The sequence below is a fragment of the Amycolatopsis rifamycinica genome (assembly GCF_000695625.1).
Taxonomy (GTDB): domain Bacteria; phylum Actinomycetota; class Actinomycetes; order Mycobacteriales; family Pseudonocardiaceae; genus Amycolatopsis; species Amycolatopsis rifamycinica.
The window spans coordinates 39,685-64,532 of record NZ_JMQI01000066.1 but is presented as its reverse complement, the minus strand read 5'-3'; the positions used below and the strand labels follow the sequence as shown (position 1 = coordinate 64,532).

Genomic DNA, 24,848 nt, shown 5'->3' with positions numbered 1-24,848 from the left:
CGCGGACACCGCCGTAAGTCGTACAGCGTTCAAAGCTTTTCACGGGAGTTCAACCACCGGTCGGCTACGGTCGGTCCATGGTCACGTTCCCTGCGCGACGAGTGTCGGCCGCGGTCTCGCTGACGGGCATCGCGGCCTTGGTGATCGGCGCCGGCCTGGTGCTGTTGCTGCAGGTCATCCCGCCCACCGACCAGATCAGCGTCACCCGCCGCACGATCAGCGAATACGGCCTCTCCGACCACAAGTGGGTGTTCGACACCGCGGTGCTCCTGGTCGCCCTCGGCTCGGCGGCCGGCCTGCTGGTGCTGCACCGCCAGCGGCGGCTCCCGGCGGCGGCGGCCGTACTGGGAACACTGTGGACGGTCGGGCTGCTGGTCATCGTGGCCTTCCCCAAACCGGACTGGGCCACGGTCTCCCGCGCGGACTTCGGCGGCACGCTGCACCGGATCGCGAGCGTGGTGGCGTTCGTGGCCCTGCCGCTGGCGGTCCTGGTCGCGGCGCGCACGGCGTTCCCGTCGTCACCCGGCCGCCGCCGGCTGGTCCGCGTGCTGGCGATCGTGTCACTGGGCTGGTTCGCGGTGATCCTGGGCGCGGTGGTGGTGGCCGCCGCGGAGGACGGCCGCTGGTGGACGCTCATCCCGCTCGGCCTGGTGGAACGCGGGATGGCGCTGACGGAGCTGATCGCTCTCGGCGTGCTCCTGGCGCCGGTCGGGTCGAGGTCCGGGCCACCGACGCAACCCGCCCGGCGGCGTCGATAACCTACACTGTAGGTACGCCGACCGAAGGGGGAAAGCCGTGCTCGAAGGAGCTCTGGCCCGCGCGAAGCCCGTCGTTCGCTGGGGGCTCGGCCACGCCCTCCCCCGTACCGTGCTGCGCCGTGAGGCCCGGCGCGGTGACCTGCAGGGGCGGATGGTGGTCGCCGCGGCCGAAGGGCGGGAGCTGACCGGGCTGTTCGAGGAGATCCGCGAGGCCGGGCCGCTCGCGCGCACCCGTTTCGGGTGGATGACCACCACGCACGCCGCGGTCCGGGAGGTTCTCGCCAGCGAGGATTTCCGCGTCGGCGTCATCGGATCCGACGGCTCGGCGCTCGGCAGGCTCGTCGAATGGTCGGCAGGCGAGCACCTGCACCCGGTGCGGCCGCCGTCGCTGCTGGCCGTCAACCCGCCCGAGCACACCCGCTACCGCAAGCTCGTCACCGGCGTGTTCACCGTGCGCGCGGTCGAGCAGCTGCGCGGCCGGGTGCAGGAGATCGCGGACGGCCTGCTCGACGCGCTCGACCCCGCCGCCCCGCTCGACCTCGTCGAGTCCTACTGCGCGCTGCTGCCGGTCACCGTCATCAGCGAGATCCTCGGCGTGCCGCCGTCCGATCTCGGGAAGGTGCTGTCGCTGGGCGCGGCCGCGGCGCCCAGCCTCGACCTCGGGCTGGGCTGGCGCACGTTCCGGCACGTCGAAACCGCGCTGGCCGAGTTCGACGCCTGGCTCGGCGAGCACCTCGACCACCTCCGCCGCAACCCCGGCGACGACCTGTTCAGCAAGCTCGTCGCGGCCCGTGACGGCGGCGTCGGCCTCACCGAGACGGAACTGAAGTCCACCGCGGGGCTGGTGCTGGCGGCGGGGTTCGAGACGACCGTCAACCTGCTCGGCAGCGGCATCGCGCTGCTCGCGGGCGACCCCGGGCAGCTCGCCGTGCTGCGCGAACGGCCGGATCTGTGGAGCAACGCCGTCGAGGAGGTGCTGCGGTACGACCCGCCGGTCCTGCTGACCGGCCGGCTGGCCACGCGCGCCACCGAGGTCGCCGGAGTTCCGCTGCCGCGCGGGGCGCTGGTCACCACCGTGCTCGCGGGCGCCAACCGCGACCCCGGCGTGTTCGCCGATCCGGGCGTCTTCGACGTCACCCGGGCGGGCGCGCGCGACCACGTGTCGTTCGGCGCCGGTCGCCACCACTGCCTGGGTGCGTCGCTGGCGCGCATGGAGGGCGAGATCGGCCTGCGCACGATCTTCGGCCGGTTCCCCGGCCTGCGCGTGCTGCCCGGCGGCCGCCGTCGCGACACGCGGATCCTGCGCGGCTACGAGAACCTGCCCGCGGTGCTCACGCCGTGACCACCCGGCGCGGGCGGCCGCCCAAGGGCGTCCTGTCGCGCGAACGGATCCTGCTCGCCGGGCTCGCCATGGTCGACGAAGAGGGCCTGGCCGCCGTCAGCATGCGGAAGCTGGCGCGGCGGCTCGGCGTCGACCCGATGAGCCTGTACAACCACGTCGACGGCAAGGACGCGCTGCTGGACGGGATCGCCGAGATGCTGCTCGCCGCGATCCCCGCGCCGCCCGCGGACCCGGACCTGCGGGAGACGATGTCGGCGCTGGCGCACGGGTTCCGGGCCGCGATGCTCGGCCACCCGCGGGCGGCACCGCTCGTGCTCACCCGCCGGCTCGCGTCGATCACGGCGCTGGCGCCGGTGGAGGCGGTGCTCGCCCCGCTGCTCGCGGCGGGCTACCCACCCGATCGTGCCGTGCACGGGCTGCGGGCCGTGCTGGCGTTCCTCGTCGGCACGTTGATGCGCGAGGTCGAGGCCGCCCCGACGTTCGGCGGCGCGCACCGCCTCGCCGAGCTCGAACGCTCCGGCCTGCCCGCCGTTTCCGCGGCGGCGCCGTACCTGGCGGTGTGCGACCACGAAGCGGAGTTCGAATTCGGGCTGCGGATCATGCTCGACGCCCTCGCCGAGCCTTAACGGATCCGTTCGTGCAGCGCGGCCATCCGGTTGTCGAGGTCGGCGGCCGTCCGCGCCGCCGCCGCGAGCTCGCCGGCGAAGTCGGGTGGGACGCTGTCGCGGTACTTGTACGACAGTTTGTGCTCGACCGCCGCCCAGAAGTCCATGGCGATGGTGCGCAGCTGCACCTCGACCTTGACCTTTTCCACCCGGTCGGACAGGAACACCGGGATGCGGACGATGAGGTGCAGGCTGCGGTAGCCGTTCGCCTTCGGGTTCGCGATGTAGTCCTTGGTGCGCAGCAGCTCGACGTCGTCCTGCGCGGTGAGCATCCGGGCGACCTCGTGGACGTCGGAGACGAACGGGCAGACCACCCGGATCCCGGCGATGTCGTCGAGCGCGGCGGCCGCGGAGACCCAGTCGCCGCCCAGCCCGCGGCGGCGCACTTTTTCCTTGATGGCTTCGGGCCGCTTGACGCGGCTCGTGATGTGCTCGATCGGGTCGTGCTGGTGGACGAAGTCGAATTCCTCGCTGAGGATCCGCAGCTTCGTCATCAGCTCTTCGATGGCGAACTTGTACATCAGGAGAAACCGCGGGAGCTGCCCGGCGACGGCGAGTTCGTCGGCCGCCTCGCGCAGGTCCTCGGCCGCCGGGTCGGTGGTCACTGGAGCCTCGTGCTGTCGTCGGTCGTTGTCCGGGCGCCAGGGTACTGCGCGCTACGAGGAGAACGAACGGCGACGGGCTGGAGTTCCCGCCGGTCACCGGTTCGGGTACACCGGCGGCCCGGACCGGGCGTGAGGCCGCCCGGTCCGGGTCCGGTGCTGCTGGCTGGGTGCTGGGTGCTGGGTCAGCGTCCCGCGGGCGCCTTCCCGGCCGCGTCCACCGCGGCGGCGACGCACTGGGCCGCGACCGCACCGGCCTTCTCGGCGGCCTTGTTCCCGGCCTTCTTCTGCTTCTCGTCGGCGGCCATACCCTGCTGCTGCGCTGCGGGGTCGGCGGCCTGGGAAGCGCACTTCAGGATGTCCGCGCAGTCCTGCGCGGAGAGGACGATCTTGCCGGCATCCTGCTGCTCACCGGTCATCCCGTTCTGGTCCGCCGCCCCGGCCATGCCGTTCTTGTCGGCCGCGTGGTTCTTGGCGGCCATACCGTTCTCACCGGCCATGCCGTCCTCGGCGGCCATACCCTGCTTGCCGGCCACCCCATTCTCCGCGGCCATACCCTGCTCACCAGCCATGCCGTCCTCGGCGGCTGCGCCATTTTCTTCGGCCTTGCCGTTCTGATTCGCCATGGCGTTCTCGTCGGCCACACCGGCGGCCTGGGCCAGGCACTCCTGGACCACCTCGCAGGCCTGGGCGGCAGCGGCATCCTGGTCGGCGGCGTTCTGGCCGGCCATGCCCTTCTTCTCCGCGGCCGCACCCTTCTTCCCCGCCGCGCCCTTCTCGGCGGCCATTCCGCCCTGCCCGGCCTCGTCCCGCGCCTCGGCCGCCTGCCCGGCCGCCACCAGCGCCGCGCACTGGACGGCCACCTCGTTCGCCGCCACCTGGTTCGCGCAGCCTGCCGCTTCGCGTTTCTGCTCGATCTGGTCGACCACCGCCTGGCGATTCGCCATGCGGGTCTTCGATGCGGCGTCCGGGGCTGTGCGCTGGCTCGCGATGAACGTCAGGTTGTTCCGCAACGCCGTGTCGAGGCCGCCGCACTGTTCCGTGGCCGCGTTGCTCGCCGGGCTGGTGAGCGCGATCGCCGTCGCCGTCGCGCCTGCTACGCCCACCAGTGCGGCGAGTCCGATCGTCGCGGGTTTGCGGTGTCGTCCTGTCGTGCGCACCTGGGGCATCAAGCCCCTCCTCTCTGGTCGCCACCTCACCAGGGCACACGGACGAAACGGCGAAGCGGTTCACCCGGAAGGAGAATTCCTCACCTGTCCACTGTGGACGTCAGAGTTCCGCCAGCTGGGGCACTGCCGGAGCCATTCCCTCGATCCACGCCGCGGGCGAACCCGTCGTGGGCGTGACGATCGCCGCCTGCACGCCGAGCTTCGCGTAGTCCGCCATCGCGCGGACGAAGTCGTCGCGGGTTTCCGGTGTCGGGCGGGGGTTGTTGGCCAGGACCGTCTTGCGGATCGCGTCGTAGTCGCGGCCGAGGTCGTCGCAGTGGCGGCGCAGCACGTCCAGCTTGTGCGCGACGTCCTCCGGCGACGTACCGAACAGGTTGCACGCGTCGCCGTACTGGGCGACCAGCCGCAGCGTCTTGCGCTCCCCGCCGCCGCCGACCAGGATCCTCGGCCGGTTGATCGGCTGCGGCGAGCACAGCGTCTCGGCCAGCCGGTAGTGCTTGCCCTCGAACGGGCCGTTGTCCGCCGGGTCCCACATCTGCCCGCAGATGCGCAGCGTTTCCTCCAGCCGCTCGAACCGCTCGGCGATCGGCGGGAACGGCACGCCCATTCCCCGGTGCTCGCGCTCGTACCACGCGGCCCCGATGCCGAGGACGGCCCGGCCGCCCGAGAGGACGTCGAGCGTGGTGACGATCTTCGCCAGCAGCCCGGGGTGCCGGTACGTCACCCCGGTGACGAGCAGCCCGAGGTCGATGCGGGACGTGTGCGCGGCGAGGTAGCCGAGCGTCGTGTAGCCCTCCAGCATGTTGGCCTCGGCGGGCAGGCCGGTCGGCTCGATCTGGAAGTAGTGGTCCATGAAGGACAGCCAGGTCGCCCCGGCTTCCTCCGCCGCGGCGCCCACGCGGGCGAGCTCGCCCGCGATGGCGGGCGTGCCGCCGTCGATGTCGAAGATGGGCAGGTGGAAGCCGAGCTCCATGTCGCGCACTCCTGATGTGGTCGGTGTCCCCCCACGCTAGGACCTGGAGTGCGCTCCAGGGCAAGCTTCACCCCACGGCCGTGGCGAAGAAGTCCGCGACCGCCGGTCCCTCGGTCACCGGAACCCCCGCCGCGCGCAGGCGGGCCGCGAACTCTCCCGACTTCCGGCCGCCGTCGCCGAGCAGGAACGGCGGTGCGCCCGGACCGGCGTGGGTCAGCGGGCTCGCCTCGCGCCACGTCGTCGGCGAGCGGCCCAGCGCCATCAGCACCGACGCGCGGGTGAGCGGGTCGAGGCCGGCGAGGTCGAAGTCCGCCGGGGCCGACAGCGCCGCCACCGCGCGGACCGTGCTGTCCTGGCCCGGGTACTGGCCGCTGTCCTGCCCCCGCGCGACGCCGAGCAGCGACGCCAGGGTGCCACCGGTGCCGGTGCCCGCCACGGCGATCCGGGCCGGGTCGACGGCCAGCGCGGCCGCGTTGGCCTTGAGGAACCGGACGGCGCACCGGGCGTCGGCGAGCGGGGCCGGCCACGGCGCCGCGGGCGCGAGCCGGAAGTCGATCACGGCGACCGCGAACCCGCGGGCCGTCAGCTCGTCCCGCAGCGGGCCGAGCCGGGAGCCGGCGAGCAGCGCCCCGGGCCCGGCGGGCTTGCGGTTGCCGAGGACCAGCCCGCCGCCGTGCAGGAAGAGCACCACCGGGACCGGCGGGCCGCCCGTCCGCGGCCGGTAGACGTCCATGGCCAGCGGGATCCCGCCGGGGCGGCAGTATTCGTAAGGGCCCAGGCCCGTGTCGGGCAACGGCGAAGCGGCGGGCCCGGTGCTGCTGTCGCCGGCCGCGACGGCGCCCGCCACGCCGGTCGCGAGCACCGCCACGAGCACGGGGAACAGCACGATCCACGCCGTCGCCCGCCGCGCCGCGGACGGCCACGGGTGCGCCCGGCGCCGGGCCACCACGAGGAGGCCGAAGATGGCGATGACCTGCAGCCCGGCGGCCACCCAGTCGGTGAACCCGGCCACCGTGTCCGCCGGCTGCCAAGGGTCGAACCGCGTCAGCAGCCCCAGCGGACGGCTGACCACCCACAGGACGAGCGCCCCGGACGCCGCGAGCGCGCCGAAGTGCGCCGTCTTGCGCGTCGGCCACCCGAGCACCGCGACGGCGGCCGCGATCCCGACGGCGGCCACCGCGCCGAACAGCATCGCGTACAGCTGCCAGACCCGCCACAACGCGGGCAGCGCGGCCGCCGGGATCACCGCGCCGCCGAGCGCCGCGAAAACGGCCGTGACCAGCACCGGACCGCGGCGCAGGGCCGTCGGCGCGGTCGGCGGCGGCCGGTACGCACCGCGCTGCCCGCCGACGACCGTCATGCCGCCAGTGTCACCCTGCCGGCGCGAACGCGCACCTACTCGCGGGCCACCGATCCATCAGACGGCATAACACTCGGCCAGCGCCCCGAACGCCGCCTTCGGCGCCCACGGGACACCCGGGTACGTCTCCCCCGCCCCCTCTTCCAGCACCTTCACCACGCCCCAGCTCGCCATGTCCAGGTCGGTCCGGGGATCGGCTCGGTGCACCAGCCCGTAGCACGCGAAGGTGCAGGCGAAAGCCGCGTCGACGCCTTCCGCCGTGAAGACCTCGACCAGTTCCCGCAGGTAGCGAGCCTGTTCCTCCTCGTCACGGACGTAGTCGCCGTTCAGCCGGACCGGGACGCCGTCTTCGTACTCGAGGATTTCGCCGCAGCGGGCGCCCAGGTCCGCCGCGCCGCGGTACGGCGTCACGCCGAACTCCGTGATCGCCACCGGTTTGCCCGCCGCGACCAGGCCGCGGACGCTCTCGCGGTAGACGTGCTCGACCTCCTTCGAACGGTGCGCGTCCACCGAGACGATGTCGAAGGGCGTCCAGTCGACGCGCTCCAGGGGAATCGCCGCGTACGTGACGCGGCCGCCGAAGCGGGCCCGGACCACCTCGACCGCGCGGGCCAGGAACGCGTTGATCCGGTCCGGCAACCCGGCCACGAGTTCCCGCGAGGCCAGGAGGTTTTCCAGCCGCTCGGGGAGACTGCCGCCCGGGACGAAGCCGTGGCAGAACAGGCTCAGCTCGGCACCGGCGACGAACACGATCTCGGCGCCCGCCTCGCGAAGGCGTTCGGCCCGGGCGGCGCCGTCGGCGAACAGGGACAGCAGCTCCTCCGGGCCGCGGTCGCAGGGGAACGGCGAGAACCACACCTCCAGGCCCAGCTCGGCCGCCGCGCCGGCGGCGAACTCGATCCGGTCGAGATCGGTGCCGATCAGCCGCACCGCGGTGCAGTGCAGGTCGTCGCGGACGATCGCCAGCTCGCGCCGCACGAGCTCGGGGTCGAACGGGCGGTTGATCCGCCCGTCCGTCTCGAATCCCGTGTCATAACCGATGCCCTTGGCCCGCATGCTTCCTCCGATCATTAAGGTACGGTCCGTACCGTACCCTAGATCGGCTAGGCTGGTGCCGTGGCGACACCGAAGACCCGGCGCCGGGGCACCGAACTGGAAGAGGCGATCCTGCGCGCGGCGGCGGCCGAACTCGCCGAAGCCGGCTACCCCGGCCTGACCATGGAACGCGTCGCCCACCGCGCCGGCACGAACAAGAACACGATCTACCGCCGCTGGCCGAACCGTGCCGCGCTCGGCGTCGCCGCCTACCGCCACCTGGCCGAGGACACGCTCAAGCCGCCCGGCACCGGCGACCTCCGGGAAGACGCGCTGACGCTGCTGCGGGCGATCAACTGCGGCCAGACCTCGCCCGCCGCGCGGGCCCTCCGCAGCCTCCTCACCGGTGTCGGGGACGAGCCCGAACTCCGTCAACAGCTGCACGAACAGGCCGCCGAGGGGGGCGCCGCGCCCTGGCTCACCGTCGTCGAGCAGGCGGTGGACCGCGGCGAGGCCCGCCCGGACGCCCGGAGCCCGCGGGTCGCCACGGTCGCCCTCGTGCTGCTGCGCAACGAATACCTCACCCGTGGATTGACCACAGTGGACGACGAGGTGCTCGTCGAGATCGTCGACGACGTCTACCTGCCGCTGGTGCGCGCATGACGTCCCGGCTCACTCGTCACGGCAAGATCGCCGCCGCACTGGCGGACGCCGGCGACGACCTCCTGGCCTCGGCGCAGCCGCTCGGCACCGGCATCGGCGGGTCGTCCTGGCTGCTGCGAGTGGCCGGCGAGCCCGTCTTCGTCAAGCGCGTCCCGCTCACCGACGTCGAACTGGCGAACCCCCGCTCGACCGCCGACCTCTACGGGCTGCCGCCGTGGTCGCACTACGGGGTCGGGTCCGCGGGCGGCGGAGCCTGGCGTGAGCTGGAAGCCCACCTCATGACGACCGCGTGGGTCCGCGGCGGCGAGTGCGCCAACTTCCCGCTCCTGCACCACTGGCGCCTCGCACCCGGTCTGCCCCGGCCGCGCGGCGACATCGAGGCCGACGTCGCGTTCTGGCACGGTGACGCCGGCGTGCGGCGAAGACTGGAAGCGCTGGCCGCGGCCACCACCGACCTCGTGCTGTTCCTCGAGTACCTGCCGCACAGCCTCGCCGAATGGCCCGGCGACGACCTGCCGCTCGAGCGGGACCTGCGGCACATCACCGACTTCCTGGCCGCTCGCGGCGTCCAGCACTTCGACGCGCACTTCGCCAACATCGTCACCGACGGCGAACGGCTCTACCTCACCGACTTCGGCCTGGCCGTGGCCCCGGAGTTCGACCTCTCCGACGCCGAAGCCCGGTTCCTCGCCGAGCACGACGGCCACGACCGGGCCTACGTCCTGACCCACCTGGTCAACCGGCACGTCCGCGGCTTGCGCGCGTGGCCGGATCCGCGCACCCGCAACGACTTCGTCCGCGCGTGCGCCGCCGGAGAAGTGCCGCACCAGGCTCCGGTGCTCCGCCGGTACGCGCCGCTCGCCGCCGTCGTCAACGACTTCTACTTCGCGCTCCACACCGAGAGCCGGCGGACGCCGTACCCGCGGGACGCGATCGCCGAGCAGCTGGGCCGCCATCCGCAAGGCTCTTGACCACCGGACCACGCCGACCTAGAGTCAGCGTACCCCGGATCATGTTAACGTTAACATGGGCTGGTCCACCGACGTGCCCCGAAGGAACCGACAACGATGAAGTTGTTCTCCCCGCGCCGTTTCGGCGTCGTGCTGGCCGTCGCGGCCGCACTCGTCCCCCTCGGCGGTCCCGGTGCCGGTGCGGCGCCCTCCGCCGACAGCGGCTCCGGCGTCCGCGCCGCCGCTAGCACGCTGTCCGTGCCCGGCATCGACGACGTCCGCGGCCACCTCACGCTGCCGTCGACCGGCCCGGACGGCACGAGCGTCGCCTGGACGTCGTCCGCGCCGTCGGTGATCACCCCGACCGGCGAGGTCACCCGGCCGGCGGCCGGCGCGGCCCCGGCGAAGGTCGTCCTGACCGCGAAGGTCAGCCTCGGCCGCGAGAGCACCACGCGGCGGTTCACGGCCACCGTGGTTCCCAAGCCGGTCCAGGAACCCTTGGCCGGCTACAGTTTCTTCTACTTCACCGGCGAAGGCACCTCCAACGGTGAGCAGATCTATTCGGCCCTCAGCAAGGGCAACGACCCGCTGAACTGGACCGAGCTCAACAACGGGCAGCCGATCCTCAAGTCGAGCCTCGGCGAACTGGGCGTGCGCGACCCGTTCATCCTGCGCTCCCCCGACGGCGACAAGTTCTACCTGCTCGCCACCGACCTGCGGATCTACGCCGGCCGCGGCTGGGACGCCGCCCAGCGCACCGGCAGCCGGTCGATCATGGTCTGGGAGTCGACCGACCTGGCGCACTGGTCGCGCCAGCGCAGCGTCCAGGTGTCGCCGCCGACCGCGGGCAACACGTGGGCCCCGGAGGCCTTCTGGGACGCCAAGCGCGGGACCTACGTCGTCTACTGGGCCTCGAAGCTGTACGCGGAGAACGACCCGAACCACCTCGGGGACAGCTACAACCGGATGATGTACGCGACCACGCGCGACTTCGTCACCTTCAGCGCGCCGCAGGTGTGGATCGACCCGGGCTACTCGGTGATCGACTCGACGGTCATCAAGAACCAGGACACCTACTACCGCTTCACCAAGGACGAGCGCAACAACACCTCCTCGACGCCGTGCAGCAAGTTCATCACCGAGGAGAAGGCCACCGACCTGCTCGACCCGCACTACGGCTTCGTCGCCGACTGCATCGGCAAGGCCACGGCGACCAGCCCCGGCCTCTCCGCGGGCGAAGGGCCGACCGGGTTCAAGTCCAACACCGAGGACAAGTGGTACCTGTTCATCGACGAGTTCGGGGGCCGCGGCTACGTCCCGTTCGAGACCACCGACCTGAACTCGGGCAAGTGGACCATGTCGGCCGACGCGCACCTGCCCGCCTCGCCGCGCCACGGCACCGTCCTGCCGGTCACGCAGGCCGAAATGAACCGGCTGAGCGCGCCCCCGGCGCCGGTGAAGGCCGACGCCAACGGGCTCGTCGCGCACTGGCCGCTCGACGCGAAGTCGGGCACGGTCGCCGCCGACACCACCGGGCACGGCTACGACGGCGCCCTCGCCGGTGACGTCTCCTGGGCCGGCGGCGCGCTGGCCTTCGGCGGCAGGAACGGGCACGTCCAGCTGCCGAACAACCTGCTGACCGGAGCGGCCGCGGCCACCGTGTCGGCCGACGTCCTGGTCGAGGAGAACCAGCAGACGCCGTACTTCCTGTGGGGCCTGGGCAACACGGCGAAGGACGGCACCGGCAACGGCTACCTGTTCACCACCGGCGGCACCGCGAGCGGCGGCTTCCGCGGCGCCATCGCCACCGGCAACTGGACCACCGAGCAGGCGGCGGACGCCGGCGGCGGGCTGCCGCGCGGGGTGTGGAAGAACGTGACGCTCACCGTCGGCACCGGCGTCGAGGTGCTCTACCTCGACGGCGTCGAGGTGGGCCGCAACACCAACGCCACCATCAAGCCCGCCGACCTCGGCGGCGGTGTCACGGCGGCGAACTACCTCGGCCGCTCGGTGTACGCGGGCGACAAGACCCTGACGGGCAAGATGAAGGACGTCCGCCTCTACAGCCGGGCGCTGTCCGGGCCCGAGGTCGCCACCCTCCCGTCGAACAGCACCGCGATCCGCTCGGTGCAGCTCGACGCGCTCAAGACCCCGGCCGTCGTCGACGCCGGTGCCGGGACGGTCGTGCTGCCGGTCAAGCCGGGCACCGACCTGCGCCGGCTCGCGCCGAAGTTCGGCCTGGCGCCGGGCGCGACCATCAAGCCGGACAACGGGAAGGCCGTCAACCTCAGCTCGCCGAAGCAGTTCACCGTCACCGGGGCCGGCGGTGACCGTCGCGTGTGGACGGTCGAGGCGCACGAGGTGCGCAGCCCGGTGCTGCCGGGCTTCAACGCCGACCCGAACATCGTCGCGTTCGGCGACACCTACTACCTCTACCCGACCACCGACGGCTTCGACGGCTGGAGCGGGACGAAGTTCTCGGCCTGGTCGTCGAAGAACCTCGTCGACTGGACGGACGAGGGCGTCGTCCTCGACCTCGGCAAGGACGTCGGCTGGGCCGACAAGAACGCCTGGGCACCGACGATCGCGAAGCGCGGCGGGAAGTACTACTTCTACTTCTGCGCCGAGGCCAAGATCGGCGTCGCGGTGAGCGACTCCCCGACCGGGCCGTTCGTCGACTCGGGCCGGCCGCTGATCGCGAAGAACCCCGACGGCGGCCAGGCCATCGACCCGGCGGTGTTCCTCGACCACACCGGAAAGCCGTACCTGTACTGGGGCAACGGCAACGCCTACGTCGTCCCGCTCAACGACGACATGGTGTCCTACGACCCGGCGAAGATCACCCGCCTGACCGGCCTGGACGGCTTCCGAGAGGGGCTGTTCATGGTGGAGCGGAAGGGCACGTACTACCTCAGCTGGTCCATCGACGACACCCGCAGCCCGGACTACCGCGTCGGCTACGCCACGGCGCCGAGCCCCACCGGGCCGTTCACCAACCGCGGCCTGATCCTGAGCAAGGACGCCCACCTCGGCGTCCTCGGCACCGGGCACAGCTCGATGCTGCAGGTCCCGGGCACCGACGACTGGTACCTCGCCTACCACCGCTTCGGCATCCCGGGAGGCGACGGCACCCACCGCGAGACGACGATCGACAAGCTGACGTTCCGCCGCGACGGCACGATCGCCCCGGTCGTCCCGACGCTGGAAAGCGTCCGGCCGCAGCGGATCCCGTGGCACTGCGGGGCGGTCCGGGCGAGCTGAGCCGGGTGGGGCCACTCGTCCGGGTGGTCCACCCGATGCGGTGAGACGGAGATCACGAGCAGAGGTGTTTACCCCGGCTGGGCCGGGGTAAACATCCGCCGTTCGGGTTGCTCCAGCTGCTTTCCGCCTCAGGAGTCGTTTGATGACCAGCGTCCTGGCCGACAACCTCGGGAACTCGCGTCCGGTCCCCCGGCCGCGCCCGCGTCCGGTCACGTCCGACACGCTTTCGGAGCTCTCCCGCCTCGCCGCGCTGGCCGAGCTCGCCCGGCGCTCCTCGCCGTCCCTGATGCACCACGCGATCCTCGCCGGCACGTCCCCGGCCACGGTGGCGGCGGCCGCGAAGGTCGACGTCGCCGAAGCACACATCCGCTGGCACGAATGGGCCGACACGGCGGTCGGCCGCGACGAGTACCTCCGCGTGCACACGGCCTTCGCCGAAGCCGTCGTCGCCCGCCACGAGGCCCTGGAGGAGGAGCTGTGCCCGTAGAGACCGCGGAAACGACCCTGGCCGACCTGGCCGCACTGGGCGACGCGGCGACCGACCTGCTGGCCGAGATCACGGAGCAGCTGGCGACGGTGGCTTCACGGCGCTGAGGCCGCCGGACGACACGCGTACCCAGTCGGACGACACGGCGACGACCCCACCGCCCATCGTGTCGTCCACCCACGTACGCGTGTCGTCCACCCAGGTACGCGTGTCGTCCACCCAGGTACGCGTGTCGTCCGGTCGGGGCGGCTTCAGCCGCACGCGAGCCCCCGGATCGGTCGCGGCGCCTCCGACACGGTCCGACCCTGACAGCGGAACCGGCCTCACCCGGCCAGTTCGGGCAGGGCCAGCGTGTGCCGGGTGTACCGGACCTTGGCGTCGAGGTACCGCAGGTTGTCCGGGGTCGCGTGCACGCCGGTGGGCAGGGTGGCGGCGACCGTGACGCCCCGGTCGCGCAGCTGCCGGACCTTGTCGGGGTTGTTGGTGAGCAGGTCCACCTTCGTGATGCCCAGCGCGGCGAGCATCTGGGCCGCCGCGGTGTAGTCGCGGGCGTCCTCGGGCAGGCCCAGCGCGGTGTTCGCCTGGTAGGTGTCGAGCCCGGCGTCCTGCAGCGCGTAGGCGTCGAGCTTGGCGTAGAGGCCGATGCCCCGGCCCTCCTGGCGCAGGTAGAGCAGGACGCCGCCGGCCCGGTCGATCCGTTCCACGGCCTCGCGCAGCTGCGGCCCGCAGTCGCAGCGGGCGGAACCGAACACGTCGCCGGTCAGGCACTCCGAATGCATCCGCACCAGCGGCCGGACCGGGTCGCCGAACACGAGCGCGAGGTGCTCGCCGCCGTCGGCCAGGCCGTCGAAGGTGACGACTTCGGCCGAGGCCGAGTAGCCGTCGGCGAAGCGCAGCGGGACCCGCACGCGGGTGCGGACGGTGGCGGCGGGGATCATGGCGGCTCCAGTTGTCGTTCAAATTTGAACCTGATCCGACCGTACCCCTTGAGTTCGAATTTGAACAACAGGTACGGTTGTGACATGGGTCGTCCGCGGTGGCTGAACGCCGAGGAGAAGCGCGCCTGGAACGCGTTCCTCGGCACCTACGAGCTGCTCAACCGGCGCCTGGACCAGCAGCTCAAGCAGGACTCCGGCATCTCGCACCTGCAGTACGTGATCCTCGCCCGGCTCAGCGGCGCCCCGGACCGCGAACTGCGGATGGCCGAGCTCGCCTGCGCCGTGTCGAACTCCAAGAGCGGGCTGACCTACCAGATCAGCCAGCTGGAGCGAGCCGGCCTGGTGCGCCGCCGCGCGTGCGAAAGCGACCCCCGTGCCGTCTACGCCGTGCTGACCGACGAGGGCACGGCCCTGCTGGAGCAGGCCGCGCCCGGGCACGTCGCCCTGGTCCGCGAGCTGCTGATCGACGTCCTCACCCCGGACCAGCTGCACGCGCTGGCCGACGGCCTCGGCGAGGCGAACCGCCGCATGCTCGCGACCGGGGACACCACCGACGGCTGCTCGTGAGTGACCTGCGCCACTTTCGCCGCTGATCCCCCGGAATTCCGGAACCCGTGGCCCGCCGCCCGGGAACAGCCGATGACACCGGCTGGATCGGAAGGCGGGCGATGACCCCGGAAGACAACGATTCCGACGACGACGCGAGCGTGATGGCGCGGTCGCGGGACGAGCCGAGCCTGTTCGCGGTGATCTTCGACCGCCATTCGCGGCACATCCACCGCTACCTGGCCCGGCGCCTGGGCCCGGCGGCGGCGGACGACGTCCTGGCGGACACCTTCCTCATCGCCTTCGACAAGCGCGCGAAGTTCGACCCGGCCCGGTCCGACGCGCGGCCGTGGCTCTACGGCATCGCCACGAACCTGATCTCGCGGCAGCGGCGGACCGAGGTGCGCGAGCTGAAGCTCCGGCTGGCCGTCGGGCCGCCGGCCGCCGAGGAAGGGCACGCCGACCGGGTGGCCGACCAGGTCAGCGCCCAGGCCCTCGGCAAACGGCTCGACCGGGCAGTGGCCGCCCTGCGGCCGCGCGAACGGGACGTGCTGCTGCTCGTGGCCGCGGAAGGCCTCGGCTACCAGGAAGTCGCCGAAGCGCTCGGCATTCCCGTCGGCACCGTCAAATCACGGCTCAACCGGGCTCGCGGCCGCGTCCGCGCCGAGCTCGGCGCCTTCGACCTCGTGAAGGAGACCTCGGATCATGGATGAACTGGATCTGATCCGCGACCGCGCGGAAACCGTCGGCTTCGCACCGCCGGAGCAGCTCGCCCCCGCCCGCGAACGGCTGCTGGCCGCCGCGCGCGGCGAACGGCGGCACCGGCCGCGCCGCTGGTTCTGGGCCGCCGGCGCCTCGATCGGCCTGGCCGCGGCGATCACCGCCGTGGTCGCGCTCGCGCCCGCCGACCAGGTCGGCATCGGGCCCGCGGTGGCGCACGCCGACCCGGTCAAGGTGCTGACCGCCGCGGCGAGCAGCGCGCTGAAGGAACCGGCCAAGCCGCCGCGTCCCGACCAGTTCCTGTACGTGCGGACAGAGCAGCCGGACCACCACGTCCGCGAGGTCTGGTTTTCGATCGACGGCACCCGCGACAGCCTGATCGGCGGCGTCAAGGACGGCGGCTGCCGCAACGGCAAGGCGCCGATGTACGGCACGAACGACCCGCGCAAGGAAGGGACGCTCCAGGACTGCGCACCCCGGCCGGCCTACCGGACGGACCTGCCGACGACGGCCGACGCGATGCTCGCCTACCTCGAGTCCCAGCCCGGTGGCCGGAAGGGCGACGTCAACGCGATGGGCAAGAGCGTCTACAACCTCGCCTACGAGCAGGTCCTCCAGCCGGCGTCCTACGCGGCGCTGTTCGAGGCGGCGGCGCGGGTGCCGGGACTGACGGCCCTCGACCACGTCACCGACGGCGCCGGCCGCCCGGGCGTCGGCATCACGTTCCCGGTGCCGCCCGGCTCGAGCCCGAAGGCGAAGCCGGTCGTGCTGGTCTTCGACGCCACCACCTACCAGTTCCTGGGCACGACCGACAGCGCGGTGACGGTGAAGACCTACGTCGACGAGGTGGGGCAGCGCCCCTGACGGCCGGCCCGCGGGGACCCGACGGGCCCGCCACCGGCGCGAACGCGCGAGCCGGCCGGTCTTCGCAACCATTCCGGGCTCTCACTCGTGCATTAGAGGTGTGAGGACCTCTTCGGATCGACGACGGCAGTTCCGGGCCCGGGCGGTGGCGGTCGCGGTGCTGGCGGGCGCCGGCCTGGCGTTCGCCCACGCCGCGACCGGCGCGACGGCCGCGGGCCCCATCCTCGCCGCGGCCGCCGGCGGGACCGGCCTGCCCGACACCGCCGCGGCGGCTCCGCCGCCGGTGACCACCACACCCGCCCGGCCGGCGCCGAACCCGGTCCTGCCGTTCAACGCGAAGCTGACCTCCGACGACATCCCCGTCCCGGGCGGCGGGGTGCGCAGCGGTGCCTGCAGCGGAGCGCTGGTCGCGCCGCAGTGGATCGTCACCGCCGGGCACTGCTTCCACGACCTGAAGGACGCCCGGATCGGCGGGCGGCCGCCGTACACGATGACCGTCACCGTCGGGCGGCTCAAGGACACCGACCCCGGCGGCTACACGACCGAGGTCGTCGACGTGCGGCAGTCGCCGGTCAACGACCTCGCCGTGGCCAAGCTCGGCACCCCGATCGACGACATCGTCCCGGTGGCACTGGCCCCGACCCGGCCCTCGATCGGGAAGCAGCTGCAGTTCGCCGGCTGGGGTTCGCATTCGGCGACCGTGCTCGGACCGTCCGACCACCTCAAACGCGGACGGTTCACGGTGTCGGGCATCAACCAGTCGACCCTGGAGGCCCAGCCGGTCGGCCGGCGCACGGTCGAGAACGGCCCGTGCCCCGAAGACTCCGGCGGCCCGTTCTTCGTGTCGGACGACGACCGCACCGGAACACTGGTGGCCATCGTCAACACCGGGCCGCCGTGCCCGCAGCCCGGGCCCGAGACGATCGCGCGGGTGGACGTCGTGGCGAACTGGATCCGCGAACAAATCGGCTGAGCCCCCGGACGCGTGGTGACCGGGCACCGACGTGCCGTAGATGAGGAGGTATCGTTGGGGCGACTCGCGCACTAATCACCCGCCTACAACTCGCGCCGCCTCTGCCATAAACCCAGCAGCATCGTCGTGCCGAGGCGACCGTCAAGATCTGAGTACGCGAACGTGAAGGTACCTGCCGCAGACGTCTCGTCAGTCCCGGTCCTCGAAGTGCATGTAGGTCTCGAACCCAAACCGGGCGACCCGCTTCGTCCACTTCTTGTAGTCGGTTACCCTCACATCGTGCAGTTCCACAAGTCCGTCAATGGGTAGAACGGAAGCGAGTGCAGCCACGACGTCGCCGTCGTCGGGTAAGACATTAACTTGTTGCAGCACTTCCTTGGCTTCTTTTGGCTCCTTCACGAGCACAGCTAGCAATACCGCTGCGGGCCGGTGCGTGTGCACAGCGAACTCGCTGATCCGATTGGGCGGGACAGACAGGCGCAGCAGTCGATAAAGGTTGCTGAACTTTTTGACCGATCGCGGCGTCGGCAGGAACCTGCTGATTTCGGCAAGGAAGTCCTGCTCAGCCATGGTGATCAGGAGCTGCTCTGGGTCGGGTACCACGTCTTCGGCTTCGTTTTCAACCTCGGACAACGCAGTCGCGACATCAACCAGCGGATCCGTCGAAGCAGGCGCCGGTTCTCGGTCGTCCAGTTCAGTCGGCACCGAAACGTTTTGTTTCGCCGGTTCCACGGCCGCGGCATGGGGAGTCTCGTCTTCCCTCTCTCCAGCGGGCGGGTCAGCAACAGCGGGAAGCAGATCTCGCATGTAGCGCCCTGCGTGACTCCCCATGGGGCGGATGGTAAACGGGATGTGAAAGATCTTATCCAGGTACTCCAGCGGGGCAACCGGCTCTTCGTCATCTTCGGTACCCGTTGCGAACGACGTGGTGACATGCTTCCTGATCGACGCGGTGAGCCACCGCGGATCAACCGCGACGACCACCATGAACAGGTCCATGGTGAGCAGCAGGTTCAGTGCCTGCAGCACGTTCATCACGCGGTCGGGCGGACAGCGGTCGAGATCATCCACATATAACACGATGCGCTCCAGTGGCGGCGCGCCGACGTCGGCATTCCAAGCTTTACGGGCCTCCACGAGGGCTTGATCGAGTTGCCTCAGGTCGCGGTGGATTCGGCCGACAAGACCGCGATACGCCTCGTAGCGGGCAGAGTCCGCGAGGTCGGCGAGCAACGACGCGAGCCGGCGGTCAGGGGCGATGCGATCCAGTTCCCGCTCACAATCCTGGATCTTCCGGTCGATGCTGGCTTTCTCCTCGACCAGCTTCTTGTGCGCCTGTTCGGCCCACTCCGCCATCTTCTGCTTCACTACCCGGACAGGGCCCAAATACGCGCCAACGGACGTGATCAACCCTCCCGCTACTGCGATCAGGTCCTTAGCGAAGTGGACTCCGAGGACGATACCGAGAATGCCAGCGACGATCACCAGGATCGTGAGCCAGGCCCGGAGCCTACGCAACTCGCGCAACAATCCCTTGGCCGCCGCTACCGCGACACGCGCGCTCCGGAACGGTGCACGCAATGACGCCAGCCACCCGGACCGGACGTCGACTCTGTCTATGGCGACGAGGTCGGCCGAGATGCGCTCTTTATCCGCCTTATTTGCGGCGAGTTCGGTTTCCAACTCGACTCGGCGATCCGGATTGGCGACTGGCGACCCACCGGTTTGAGTGAGTCCTTGGAACAGGTGCTCGACGAGCCCGACCCAAAGGTGGTCATCGCTGTAGTGCCAGGCGTTGAACCACACCTGGCGAACGTGTGAAACGAACCGCCCCTGCCCAGGTGTACGCGCCGAGCGGGCCGCTAGCGCGTTTACCTGGTCGCTGAGTTGACTCATGAAGCTTGACTTGCCGGCTCCCCAGTTGCCCATGAGGGCGATAGACAGTGGCGGCGCGACCTCTCGAGCGCCGAGCAACAGCGCCATCCGCCGGACGTCTGCCGCCATGCTCAACGAGTCGGCGCTGCTGTGCTTGTCGGTTGCGACGTTCGCGAACTGCTCGAACATCGGCTCGTCCGGGCGGGTCGGCGGAAGTTCGTTGAGTGACCAGCGGACCAAGCCACCGTCGCCAGCGGCCAGACCGGTGGTGCCAGATGGCAACGGGACCACACAGTGCAGCGGCGCGCCATGGTCTCCGACCCGCTCCAGTTGTTCTCCGGTTTCACGGTTCCACGAGATGATGCGTCCGTCTGCGCCCACGGAGACGAGAACAGCGCCGCCAGCGGCATAGGTCACCGCGTTGGCGTAGCCATCGTGCCCCGCCATCGGCAATCCCAGCGGTTCACCGTCGGCGAGACGCCACCGGCACACCGTGCCGTCGTCGCTTGCGGAGACGACCTCCAACCCGTCGGGGGCCATGGCGATCGCATTGATCTGCTTGTGATGCCCACGCCAGTCTTTGCCTATCTGCTGGTCGTTGGCCAGGTTGTACTTGCGCAGAGCACCGTCGGCACCACCGGTGATGACATGGCTTTCGTCCGGGGTGACAGCAAAGGCATAGATTTCCTGCTTCGAAACCTCAATATGGTGGTCGCCTCTGGTTTCAACGCCGGTGTCTAGTACCCATCTACGCAGTCTGCCGTCTGTTCCCGCGGACAGCGCCGCCCTCCCGGCCGCGAGATAGCGGATCGCGGTAACCGCGCCGCCGTGTGCCCTGTCAATCCGGCCGGTTCGCCGTTTCTCGACCAGGTCCCATCGGCTAATGCCACCATCGCGGTCGCCGCAAAGCGCTTCCCGGCCGTCCCCGGTGATGGCGATCGAGACGATCGCTTGATTGGTCTCGAGGATGTCGAATCGCTCGGCGGTCTGGCTGATGAAGCGCTGCAGCACACCATCTAGGCTGCCTGACCATGTTTCCTGGCCCGTCAGAGTCGTAGCCAGCGCGTCGATGGGCCGCTCGCTGCCAACCGAGTCAGCGGCTTCCGTCGGAGGCGGCTGGCGACTGGTCAAGCGCCCGATAGCGCGTTCGACTCCGTCGGCGTCCATGACCGCGAAGTAAGCCGTCGTATTGCCCGCGGCGGCCCGAAGGTCTGCGGTGAGATCAGCGTGACGCGGACTGGAGACCGGCGGCCCTGGATATACATAGATGACGGTCAAAGTGGCGGTCGGTTCGGCGAGGATCTGCTTGGCGCTGTTCAGCCGCTGCTCGAGGACTGTCGACGTGCCTTGTAGACGATCACTCAAGAATCCCTGCGCTGCCTTGATCAGCTTCGCGGTTCCATTGGCGATGTGGCCGGTCCGCCCATCTGCCCAGGAAACGCCGATCAGCCAGACCTGGGACGTGTCGGGCTTGATCGCCACCGCATCGATTCCCAGGTCACCCGGCCCGTCGGTGATCGCGTCCAGCGCCTCGCGCGGCGCGCTCCCCACCAGATCCGCGACCACCACGGCCGTCAGCACCCGCGAGGTGCCGTCCGGGCCGGTTAGCGCTTCACTGAGCAGCGCATCGGTCCTGACCAGGTCACGAAGGAGGTTCTCGACACCCCTACGTCGATCTTCGGGCACTGACAGTCCTTCGTTTGCCGATCAGGAAGGCTGACATCGTAGAGGAACAACACCCCGTTCGCGGCGTCACGGTGGGCGTCGAGCCCAGTGAGCACGCGCTGCTGGGGGTCGCTGCGCGCCCAGTCGCTGATCGCTTGCGTTCCCGCGCCCTTGGCCACGGGGCGCTGTTCGCCCTGCCGGCCGGCGCGCCCACCGCTGATCGCGCGGCCGTCGTCAGCCGACGTGCTCGATCACGAACGCGGTCAGGAAGCCGATGGTGGCGAGCAGGCCGGTGTAGAGCTCGGTGCGTTCGAACGCCTCGGGGATCATCGTGTCGGCGATCATGGCGAGGATCGCCCCCGCGGCCACCGCCGTGATCGCGGCGACGGTCGCGGGGGACGCGGTTCGCAGCAGGACGTTGCCGGCCAGGGCCGCGAGCCCGCTGGCGACCGCGATGCCGCTCCAGACACCGAAGACGTAGCGGGCACTGCGGCCGGCGGCCTTCATGCCGGCGGCGCTGGACAGGCCTTCGGGGACGTTCGAGATGAACACGGCGGCGAGCACGGTGACCCCGATCCCGCCGCCGCCGAGCAGGGAGACGCCGAGCACCACCGATTCCGGGATCCCGTCGAGCAGGGCACCCACGGCGATGGCGGCGCCGCTGCCCGCGGTGTCCTGTTCGGACGGTTGCTGGCCACCGGACCGCTTGCGGTGCCGGGCGCCCCGGCGGGCGAGCAGGACGTTGATCAGGACGTACACGGTGGCGCCGCCGAGGAAGCCGCCCGCGGTGGGCCCGAGCCCGCCGGACCGCTCTGCCTCGTCGACGAGGTCGAAGGCGAGCGCGGAGATGAGCACCCCGGCCCCGAAGGCCATGATCCCGGCCACGACCCGCCGCGAGACCCGCACCCACCAGGCCACGGCGGCGCCGAGCACGAGCGCGATCCCGCCGACGAGCCCCCAGAGTCCCGCTTCCACCCATTGCGGCACGTGCGGCCACCTCCCGCCGAGTCCCTGATCGTCCGGGAGGGGACTACCCACGACGGGCCCGGCGGAACCCGCCGGTCGCCGAGAACGGAAACGGTTCCGAAGATCACCCGGCCGAGCGGACGGCCGCCCGCTCCCCCGCCGCCCTTCGCCTGCCCCGCGTGTGGCGCGCGTCACGGAATGCGCGGCGATCTTCGGCGCTACACACTGGAGAACCGTTCGTCCACAAGGGAGGGCCTATGTCCGCCACCACCACCCCGGAAGAGTCCGTCGCCGTGCCCGAGCTGGAGGACTTCGACTTCCCGCTCACCGATGGCGCCGCCTGCCGCATCGACGACCCGGACTGCGAAGCCTGCCAGTGAAACCAGGCTCCGGCCACGGCGTGACGCACGTGGCCGGAGCCTGACGACCTAGACGTGCATGGCCAGCCACAACGCCATCCAGGCGAGGCACGCCAGCGCCCCGCCGACCCCGAACGCGAGCAGCACGCGGCGCAGCCCCGCGACGACTCCGGGCCGGCCCGACATTTCGGTGATTCCCGCTTCCGTCATGGCCACCAGGTGCCCGCGTCCGAGGCCGACAAACCTCACGTCCCCATCACGAGACCCTCGATCGTGTGTTTCTGGGTGATCGGCGTCAGCACGTCGACGACCGGGCAGTGCAGGTGCGCGCGCACGGATTCCGGCAGCGACGCCCAGAACCGCTTCGTCACCGCGGTGTCGTGGCGCTCGTCGTTGCCCGCCCCCGGCGCGTCGAGGCCCAGCACCAGGACGGGACGCGCCTTGGCCGAGTGGTTCGCGGTGCCGCGGTGCAGCGTCAGGGCCGACCGGATCGAAATGTCGCCCATCTGCGGGAACTTGCGCACCGCGAGCTCCTCGTAGCGCGGCCAGGCCTCGCGCGGCGGGAACATGCCGTGCTCGAACGCGCTGCCGCTGTCCCAGTGCGTGCCGGGCGCGATCTCGAACGGGCCCATGTCCGGCTCGGTGTCGACGGCGGTCACGTTCACCGCCAGCGACGTCAGCCGCCGCTCGCGGGCGGTTTCGGCGGGCATCGGGAAGTCCCGGTGCCACGGCTGGTCGACCGCCCCGGCGAGCGGGACGTCGAAGCCCACCTCGACGATCCGGTACTCCGGCCCCAGCACCGCCTCGGCGACCGCCGTGATCCACGGGTGGGTGACCAGGTCGGTGAACCCGCGCAGCTGCTCCGGGTGGATCTCGACGTAGAACCGGTTCGGGCCGCGGCCGACGGCGCCGTCCGGCCGGGCGCGGGCCTCGGCGAACGCCGTGTCGATGTCCTCGCCGAGCTGCCGCACCCAGTCGCGGGAGAACGCCCCGGGCAGGCCGATGATGCCGTCGGCGTCCAGGCGCTCGGTCAGCGCCGCGAGTTCGGCGGCGGCCTTCGGGGCGGGGGCGGTCTGGTGTGCGGTCATCCGAACCTCCTGGGGGACACGACAGCGTGCCAGGCCAGTTTGCAACGTGGCATGCCACGTTGCAAGAGGTACGCTGCGCCGGTGAACCCGAAACTGCGTGACGTGGCCGAGCACGCCGGCGTCTCGGTGCGCACGGTGTCCAACGTGGTCAACGGGTTCCGGTACGTGGCCCCGGCGACCCGGGAGCGCGTGCAGGCGAGCATCGACGCCCTCGGCTACCGGCCCAACCTCGCCGCCCGCACGCTGCGGCGCGGCCGCACCGGGCTGGTGGCCCTGGTGATCCCGGAGATCGACTCGCCGTACTTCGCCGAGCTGGCCGCGCGCACGGTCCGGATCGCCGGCTCCCGGGGCATGACCGTGCTCATCGACCAGACCGACGGCGACGCCGAGCGCGAAAAGGAACTGCTGCACGGCCGGCGCAGCCAGCTGGTCGACGGCGTCCTGTTCAGCCCGTGGGCGGTGGCGCCCGCGGAGCTGGCCGCGCGCACCGACACCGTCCCGCTGGTGCTGCTCGGCGAGCACGACGGCACGGGGGGCGTCGACCACGTCGCCATCGACAACGTCGCCGCCGCGCGCGAGGCCACCCGGCACCTGCTGGCCTCGGGCCGCCGCCGCGTCGCGGCGCTGGGCATCCAGCCGCGCTCGCTGAACGCCACCGCCCGCCAGCGGCTGGCCGGCTACCGGCAGGCGCTCGCCGAGGCGGGCCTGCCGGCCGAGCCGGAGCTGGAAGTCCCGGTGCGGCGCCTGCACCGGGCCGACGGCCACCAGGCGATGCTGCGGCTGCTGGACCTGCCGCGGCCGCCCGACGCCGTCTTCTGCTTCACCGACGAACTGGCGCTCGGCGCCCTGCGGGCGGCCGCCGACCGGCGCGTCCCGGTGCCGGAGTCCCTGGCCCTGGTGGGGTTCGACGACATCGAAGACGGCCGCTACAGCGTGCCGGCCCTCACGACCGTGGCGCCGGACAAGGACCGCATCGCCGAACTCGCCCTCGACCGCCTGGCGCGGCAGGCGGCCGACCCGGCACCCCCGCGGTCGATCGTCGCCCCGCACCACCTGGAAGTGCGCGAAACGAGCTGAGCGTGTGGGGTGGCCGCCGCGGGGTAACCGCGCGGAAACGACCCCCCGGAGGACGCGATGGCACGGGACATCTACTCGGCGGAAGCGACGTCGAGCCGCGGCAGCGTCCGGGTGGACGGCCGCGGCGACCTGGCCTACCCGGTCGGCGAGCCCAGCGGCAACGGCACGGCCGACGCGCTCAACCCCGAGCGGCTCTACGCCGCCGCGCTGGCGACCTGCCTGCACCAGTCGCTGACGATCGCGGCGACGTCACTGGACGTGGAGCCGGCCGAAAGCGTGGTCACGGCCGAAGCCACCCTGTCCCACCGCGACGACGGCCGCTACGAACTCCACGCCGCGGTCGGCATCTACCTGCCCGGCGCGTCGACCGACGAGCTCTACGACGCGGTCACCCGCGAGGCGCTGCGGCTGTGTCCGCTGGTCGGCACCGAGGTGCCGGTGACCTTCGACCACGACCGCGCACGCGCGCTCCAGCACCACCGCGGCCCGGCCGACCCCGGCCAGAACTGACG

24 protein-coding genes are annotated in these 24,848 nt (G+C 71.4%); 14 read left to right on the top strand and 10 right to left on the bottom strand.

Annotated features, from left to right (window positions below; genetic code table 11):
• Nucleotides 1–77: 77 nt before the first annotated feature.
• Genes DV20_RS31855 through DV20_RS31845 form a run of 3 tightly spaced genes read left to right on the top strand, consistent with a single transcriptional unit; the run spans nt 78 to nt 2,726 of the window.
• Complete coding sequence (locus tag DV20_RS31855; RefSeq protein ID WP_235191032.1) at nt 78–758, top strand: DUF998 domain-containing protein; 681 nt, start codon at nt 78–80, stop codon at nt 756–758.
• A gap of 37 nt (nt 759–795) precedes the next feature.
• A complete protein-coding gene (locus DV20_RS31850; protein ID WP_043786759.1) occupies nt 796–2,100 on the top strand; it encodes a cytochrome P450 in 1,305 nt (434 codons plus the stop codon).
• Nucleotides 2,097–2,726 (top strand): TetR/AcrR family transcriptional regulator C-terminal domain-containing protein, encoded by a 630-nt coding sequence (locus DV20_RS31845; protein ID WP_235191031.1) that lies wholly within the window; start codon nt 2,097–2,099, stop codon nt 2,724–2,726. Before DV20_RS31850 ends, DV20_RS31845 begins: the two co-directional genes overlap by 4 nt.
• On the opposite strand, the gene DV20_RS31840 is transcribed toward DV20_RS31845, so the two are convergent.
• The 5 genes from DV20_RS31840 to DV20_RS31820 all read right to left on the bottom strand — a co-directional run bounded on the left by DV20_RS31840 (nt 2,723) and on the right by DV20_RS31820 (nt 7,925).
• Nucleotides 2,723–3,370: a GTP pyrophosphokinase gene (locus DV20_RS31840; protein WP_043786757.1), complete on the bottom strand. Its 648-nt coding sequence runs from the start codon at nt 3,368–3,370 to the stop codon at nt 2,723–2,725. The genes DV20_RS31845 and DV20_RS31840 overlap by 4 nt on opposite strands.
• A 182-nt stretch (nt 3,371–3,552) precedes the next feature.
• Nucleotides 3,553–4,536, bottom strand: a complete 984-nt coding sequence (locus tag DV20_RS31835) for a hypothetical protein (protein ID WP_043786756.1) — start codon at nt 4,534–4,536, stop codon at nt 3,553–3,555.
• A 100-nt stretch (nt 4,537–4,636) separates the two neighbouring features.
• Nucleotides 4,637–5,509 (bottom strand): LLM class F420-dependent oxidoreductase, encoded by an 873-nt coding sequence (locus tag DV20_RS31830; RefSeq protein WP_043786755.1) that lies wholly within the window; start codon nt 5,507–5,509, stop codon nt 4,637–4,639.
• Between the two features lie 67 nt (nt 5,510–5,576).
• Nucleotides 5,577–6,869, bottom strand: a complete 1,293-nt coding sequence (locus DV20_RS31825; protein WP_043786753.1) for an alpha/beta hydrolase — start codon at nt 6,867–6,869, stop codon at nt 5,577–5,579.
• A 57-nt stretch (nt 6,870–6,926) separates the two neighbouring features.
• Nucleotides 6,927–7,925, bottom strand: coding sequence for a hypothetical protein (locus tag DV20_RS31820; RefSeq protein WP_043786752.1), 999 nt, complete (start codon nt 7,923–7,925; stop codon nt 6,927–6,929).
• 60 nt (nt 7,926–7,985) lie between these two features.
• Here DV20_RS31820 and DV20_RS31815 point away from each other — a divergent pair, with 60 nt between their 5' ends.
• From DV20_RS31815 to DV20_RS31800, 4 genes are all read left to right on the top strand, one after another.
• The gene (locus tag DV20_RS31815) at nt 7,986–8,567 is read left to right on the top strand and encodes a TetR/AcrR family transcriptional regulator (RefSeq protein WP_043786751.1); all 582 of its coding nucleotides are present in this window, start codon (nt 7,986–7,988) and stop codon (nt 8,565–8,567) included.
• On the top strand, nt 8,564–9,538 hold the full coding sequence (locus DV20_RS31810; protein WP_043786750.1) for a hypothetical protein: 975 nt from the start codon (nt 8,564–8,566) through the stop codon (nt 9,536–9,538). Before DV20_RS31815 ends, DV20_RS31810 begins: the two co-directional genes overlap by 4 nt.
• Before the next feature lie 96 nt (nt 9,539–9,634).
• Nucleotides 9,635–12,778, top strand: a complete 3,144-nt coding sequence (locus tag DV20_RS31805) for a family 43 glycosylhydrolase (protein ID WP_043786747.1) — start codon at nt 9,635–9,637, stop codon at nt 12,776–12,778.
• 142 nt (nt 12,779–12,920) lie between these two features.
• Complete coding sequence (locus DV20_RS31800) at nt 12,921–13,265, top strand: hypothetical protein (RefSeq protein WP_043786745.1); 345 nt, start codon at nt 12,921–12,923, stop codon at nt 13,263–13,265.
• Between the two features lie 323 nt (nt 13,266–13,588).
• On the opposite strand, the gene DV20_RS31795 is transcribed toward DV20_RS31800, so the two are convergent.
• Entirely contained in the window at nt 13,589–14,203 is a 615-nt protein-coding gene (locus DV20_RS31795) for a GTP cyclohydrolase II (RefSeq protein ID WP_043786744.1), read from the bottom strand.
• An 84-nt stretch (nt 14,204–14,287) separates the two neighbouring features.
• On the opposite strand from DV20_RS31795, the gene DV20_RS31790 reads away from it, so the two are divergent.
• The 4 genes from DV20_RS31790 (at nt 14,288) to DV20_RS31775 (ending at nt 17,306) form a co-directional block, all read left to right on the top strand.
• Nucleotides 14,288–14,770, top strand: coding sequence for a MarR family winged helix-turn-helix transcriptional regulator (locus tag DV20_RS31790; RefSeq protein ID WP_043786743.1), 483 nt, complete (start codon nt 14,288–14,290; stop codon nt 14,768–14,770).
• Between the two features lie 101 nt (nt 14,771–14,871).
• Nucleotides 14,872–15,462: an RNA polymerase sigma factor gene (locus DV20_RS31785; RefSeq protein WP_043786742.1), complete on the top strand. Its 591-nt coding sequence runs from the start codon at nt 14,872–14,874 to the stop codon at nt 15,460–15,462.
• Complete coding sequence (locus DV20_RS31780; RefSeq protein WP_043786740.1) at nt 15,455–16,333, top strand: CU044_5270 family protein; 879 nt, start codon at nt 15,455–15,457, stop codon at nt 16,331–16,333. The genes DV20_RS31785 and DV20_RS31780 overlap by 8 nt, the downstream gene beginning before the upstream one ends.
• A gap of 100 nt (nt 16,334–16,433) precedes the next feature.
• A complete protein-coding gene (locus DV20_RS31775) occupies nt 16,434–17,306 on the top strand; it encodes a S1 family peptidase (RefSeq protein ID WP_235191030.1) in 873 nt (290 codons plus the stop codon).
• A gap of 189 nt (nt 17,307–17,495) precedes the next feature.
• Here DV20_RS31775 and DV20_RS31770 read toward each other — a convergent pair whose 3' ends face one another.
• Nucleotides 17,496–20,867, bottom strand: a complete 3,372-nt coding sequence (locus DV20_RS31770; protein WP_152603780.1) for a P-loop NTPase fold protein — start codon at nt 20,865–20,867, stop codon at nt 17,496–17,498.
• Between the two features lie 213 nt (nt 20,868–21,080).
• On the bottom strand, nt 21,081–21,833 hold the full coding sequence (locus tag DV20_RS31760) for a ZIP family metal transporter (protein WP_043786732.1): 753 nt from the start codon (nt 21,831–21,833) through the stop codon (nt 21,081–21,083).
• A gap of 236 nt (nt 21,834–22,069) precedes the next feature.
• Here DV20_RS31760 and DV20_RS47070 point away from each other — a divergent pair, with 236 nt between their 5' ends.
• Nucleotides 22,070–22,192 carry a hypothetical protein gene (locus DV20_RS47070; protein ID WP_255410490.1) on the top strand — a complete coding sequence of 41 codons (123 nt, stop codon included), beginning with the start codon at nt 22,070–22,072 and terminating at the stop codon, nt 22,190–22,192.
• A 48-nt stretch (nt 22,193–22,240) separates the two neighbouring features.
• On the opposite strand, the gene DV20_RS45985 is transcribed toward DV20_RS47070, so the two are convergent.
• A complete protein-coding gene (locus DV20_RS45985) occupies nt 22,241–22,381 on the bottom strand; it encodes a hypothetical protein (RefSeq protein ID WP_167344410.1) in 141 nt (46 codons plus the stop codon).
• Between the two features lie 35 nt (nt 22,382–22,416).
• Nucleotides 22,417–23,259: a phytanoyl-CoA dioxygenase family protein gene (locus tag DV20_RS31750; RefSeq protein WP_043786728.1), complete on the bottom strand. Its 843-nt coding sequence runs from the start codon at nt 23,257–23,259 to the stop codon at nt 22,417–22,419.
• Nucleotides 23,260–23,340: 81 nt separating this feature from the next.
• Here DV20_RS31750 and DV20_RS31745 point away from each other — a divergent pair, with 81 nt between their 5' ends.
• Nucleotides 23,341–24,336, top strand: coding sequence for a LacI family DNA-binding transcriptional regulator (locus DV20_RS31745; RefSeq protein ID WP_043786725.1), 996 nt, complete (start codon nt 23,341–23,343; stop codon nt 24,334–24,336).
• Between the two features lie 57 nt (nt 24,337–24,393).
• Complete coding sequence (locus DV20_RS31740; RefSeq protein WP_043786723.1) at nt 24,394–24,846, top strand: OsmC family protein; 453 nt, start codon at nt 24,394–24,396, stop codon at nt 24,844–24,846.
• Nucleotides 24,847–24,848 lie beyond the last annotated feature (2 nt).

Coding starts and splice junctions, on each gene's coding strand:
- DV20_RS31855 (WP_235191032.1), top strand. CDS start 78: ATGGTCACGTTCCCTGCGCGACGAGTGTCGGCCGCGGTCTCGCTGACG.
- DV20_RS31835 (WP_043786756.1), bottom strand. CDS start 4,536: ATGCCCCAGGTGCGCACGACAGGACGACACCGCAAACCCGCGACGATC.
- DV20_RS31830 (WP_043786755.1), bottom strand. CDS start 5,509: ATGGAGCTCGGCTTCCACCTGCCCATCTTCGACATCGACGGCGGCACG.
- DV20_RS31825 (WP_043786753.1), bottom strand. CDS start 6,869: ATGACGGTCGTCGGCGGGCAGCGCGGTGCGTACCGGCCGCCGCCGACC.
- DV20_RS31820 (WP_043786752.1), bottom strand. CDS start 7,925: ATGCGGGCCAAGGGCATCGGTTATGACACGGGATTCGAGACGGACGGG.
- DV20_RS31810 (WP_043786750.1), top strand. CDS start 8,564: ATGACGTCCCGGCTCACTCGTCACGGCAAGATCGCCGCCGCACTGGCG.
- DV20_RS31805 (WP_043786747.1), top strand. CDS start 9,635: ATGAAGTTGTTCTCCCCGCGCCGTTTCGGCGTCGTGCTGGCCGTCGCG.
- DV20_RS31800 (WP_043786745.1), top strand. CDS start 12,921: ATGACCAGCGTCCTGGCCGACAACCTCGGGAACTCGCGTCCGGTCCCC.
- DV20_RS31795 (WP_043786744.1), bottom strand. CDS start 14,203: ATGATCCCCGCCGCCACCGTCCGCACCCGCGTGCGGGTCCCGCTGCGC.
- DV20_RS31790 (WP_043786743.1), top strand. CDS start 14,288: ATGGGTCGTCCGCGGTGGCTGAACGCCGAGGAGAAGCGCGCCTGGAAC.
- DV20_RS31785 (WP_043786742.1), top strand. CDS start 14,872: ATGACCCCGGAAGACAACGATTCCGACGACGACGCGAGCGTGATGGCG.
- DV20_RS31780 (WP_043786740.1), top strand. CDS start 15,455: ATGGATGAACTGGATCTGATCCGCGACCGCGCGGAAACCGTCGGCTTC.
- DV20_RS47070 (WP_255410490.1), top strand. CDS start 22,070: ATGTCCGCCACCACCACCCCGGAAGAGTCCGTCGCCGTGCCCGAGCTG.
- DV20_RS45985 (WP_167344410.1), bottom strand. CDS start 22,381: ATGACGGAAGCGGGAATCACCGAAATGTCGGGCCGGCCCGGAGTCGTC.
- DV20_RS31750 (WP_043786728.1), bottom strand. CDS start 23,259: ATGACCGCACACCAGACCGCCCCCGCCCCGAAGGCCGCCGCCGAACTC.
- DV20_RS31740 (WP_043786723.1), top strand. CDS start 24,394: ATGGCACGGGACATCTACTCGGCGGAAGCGACGTCGAGCCGCGGCAGC.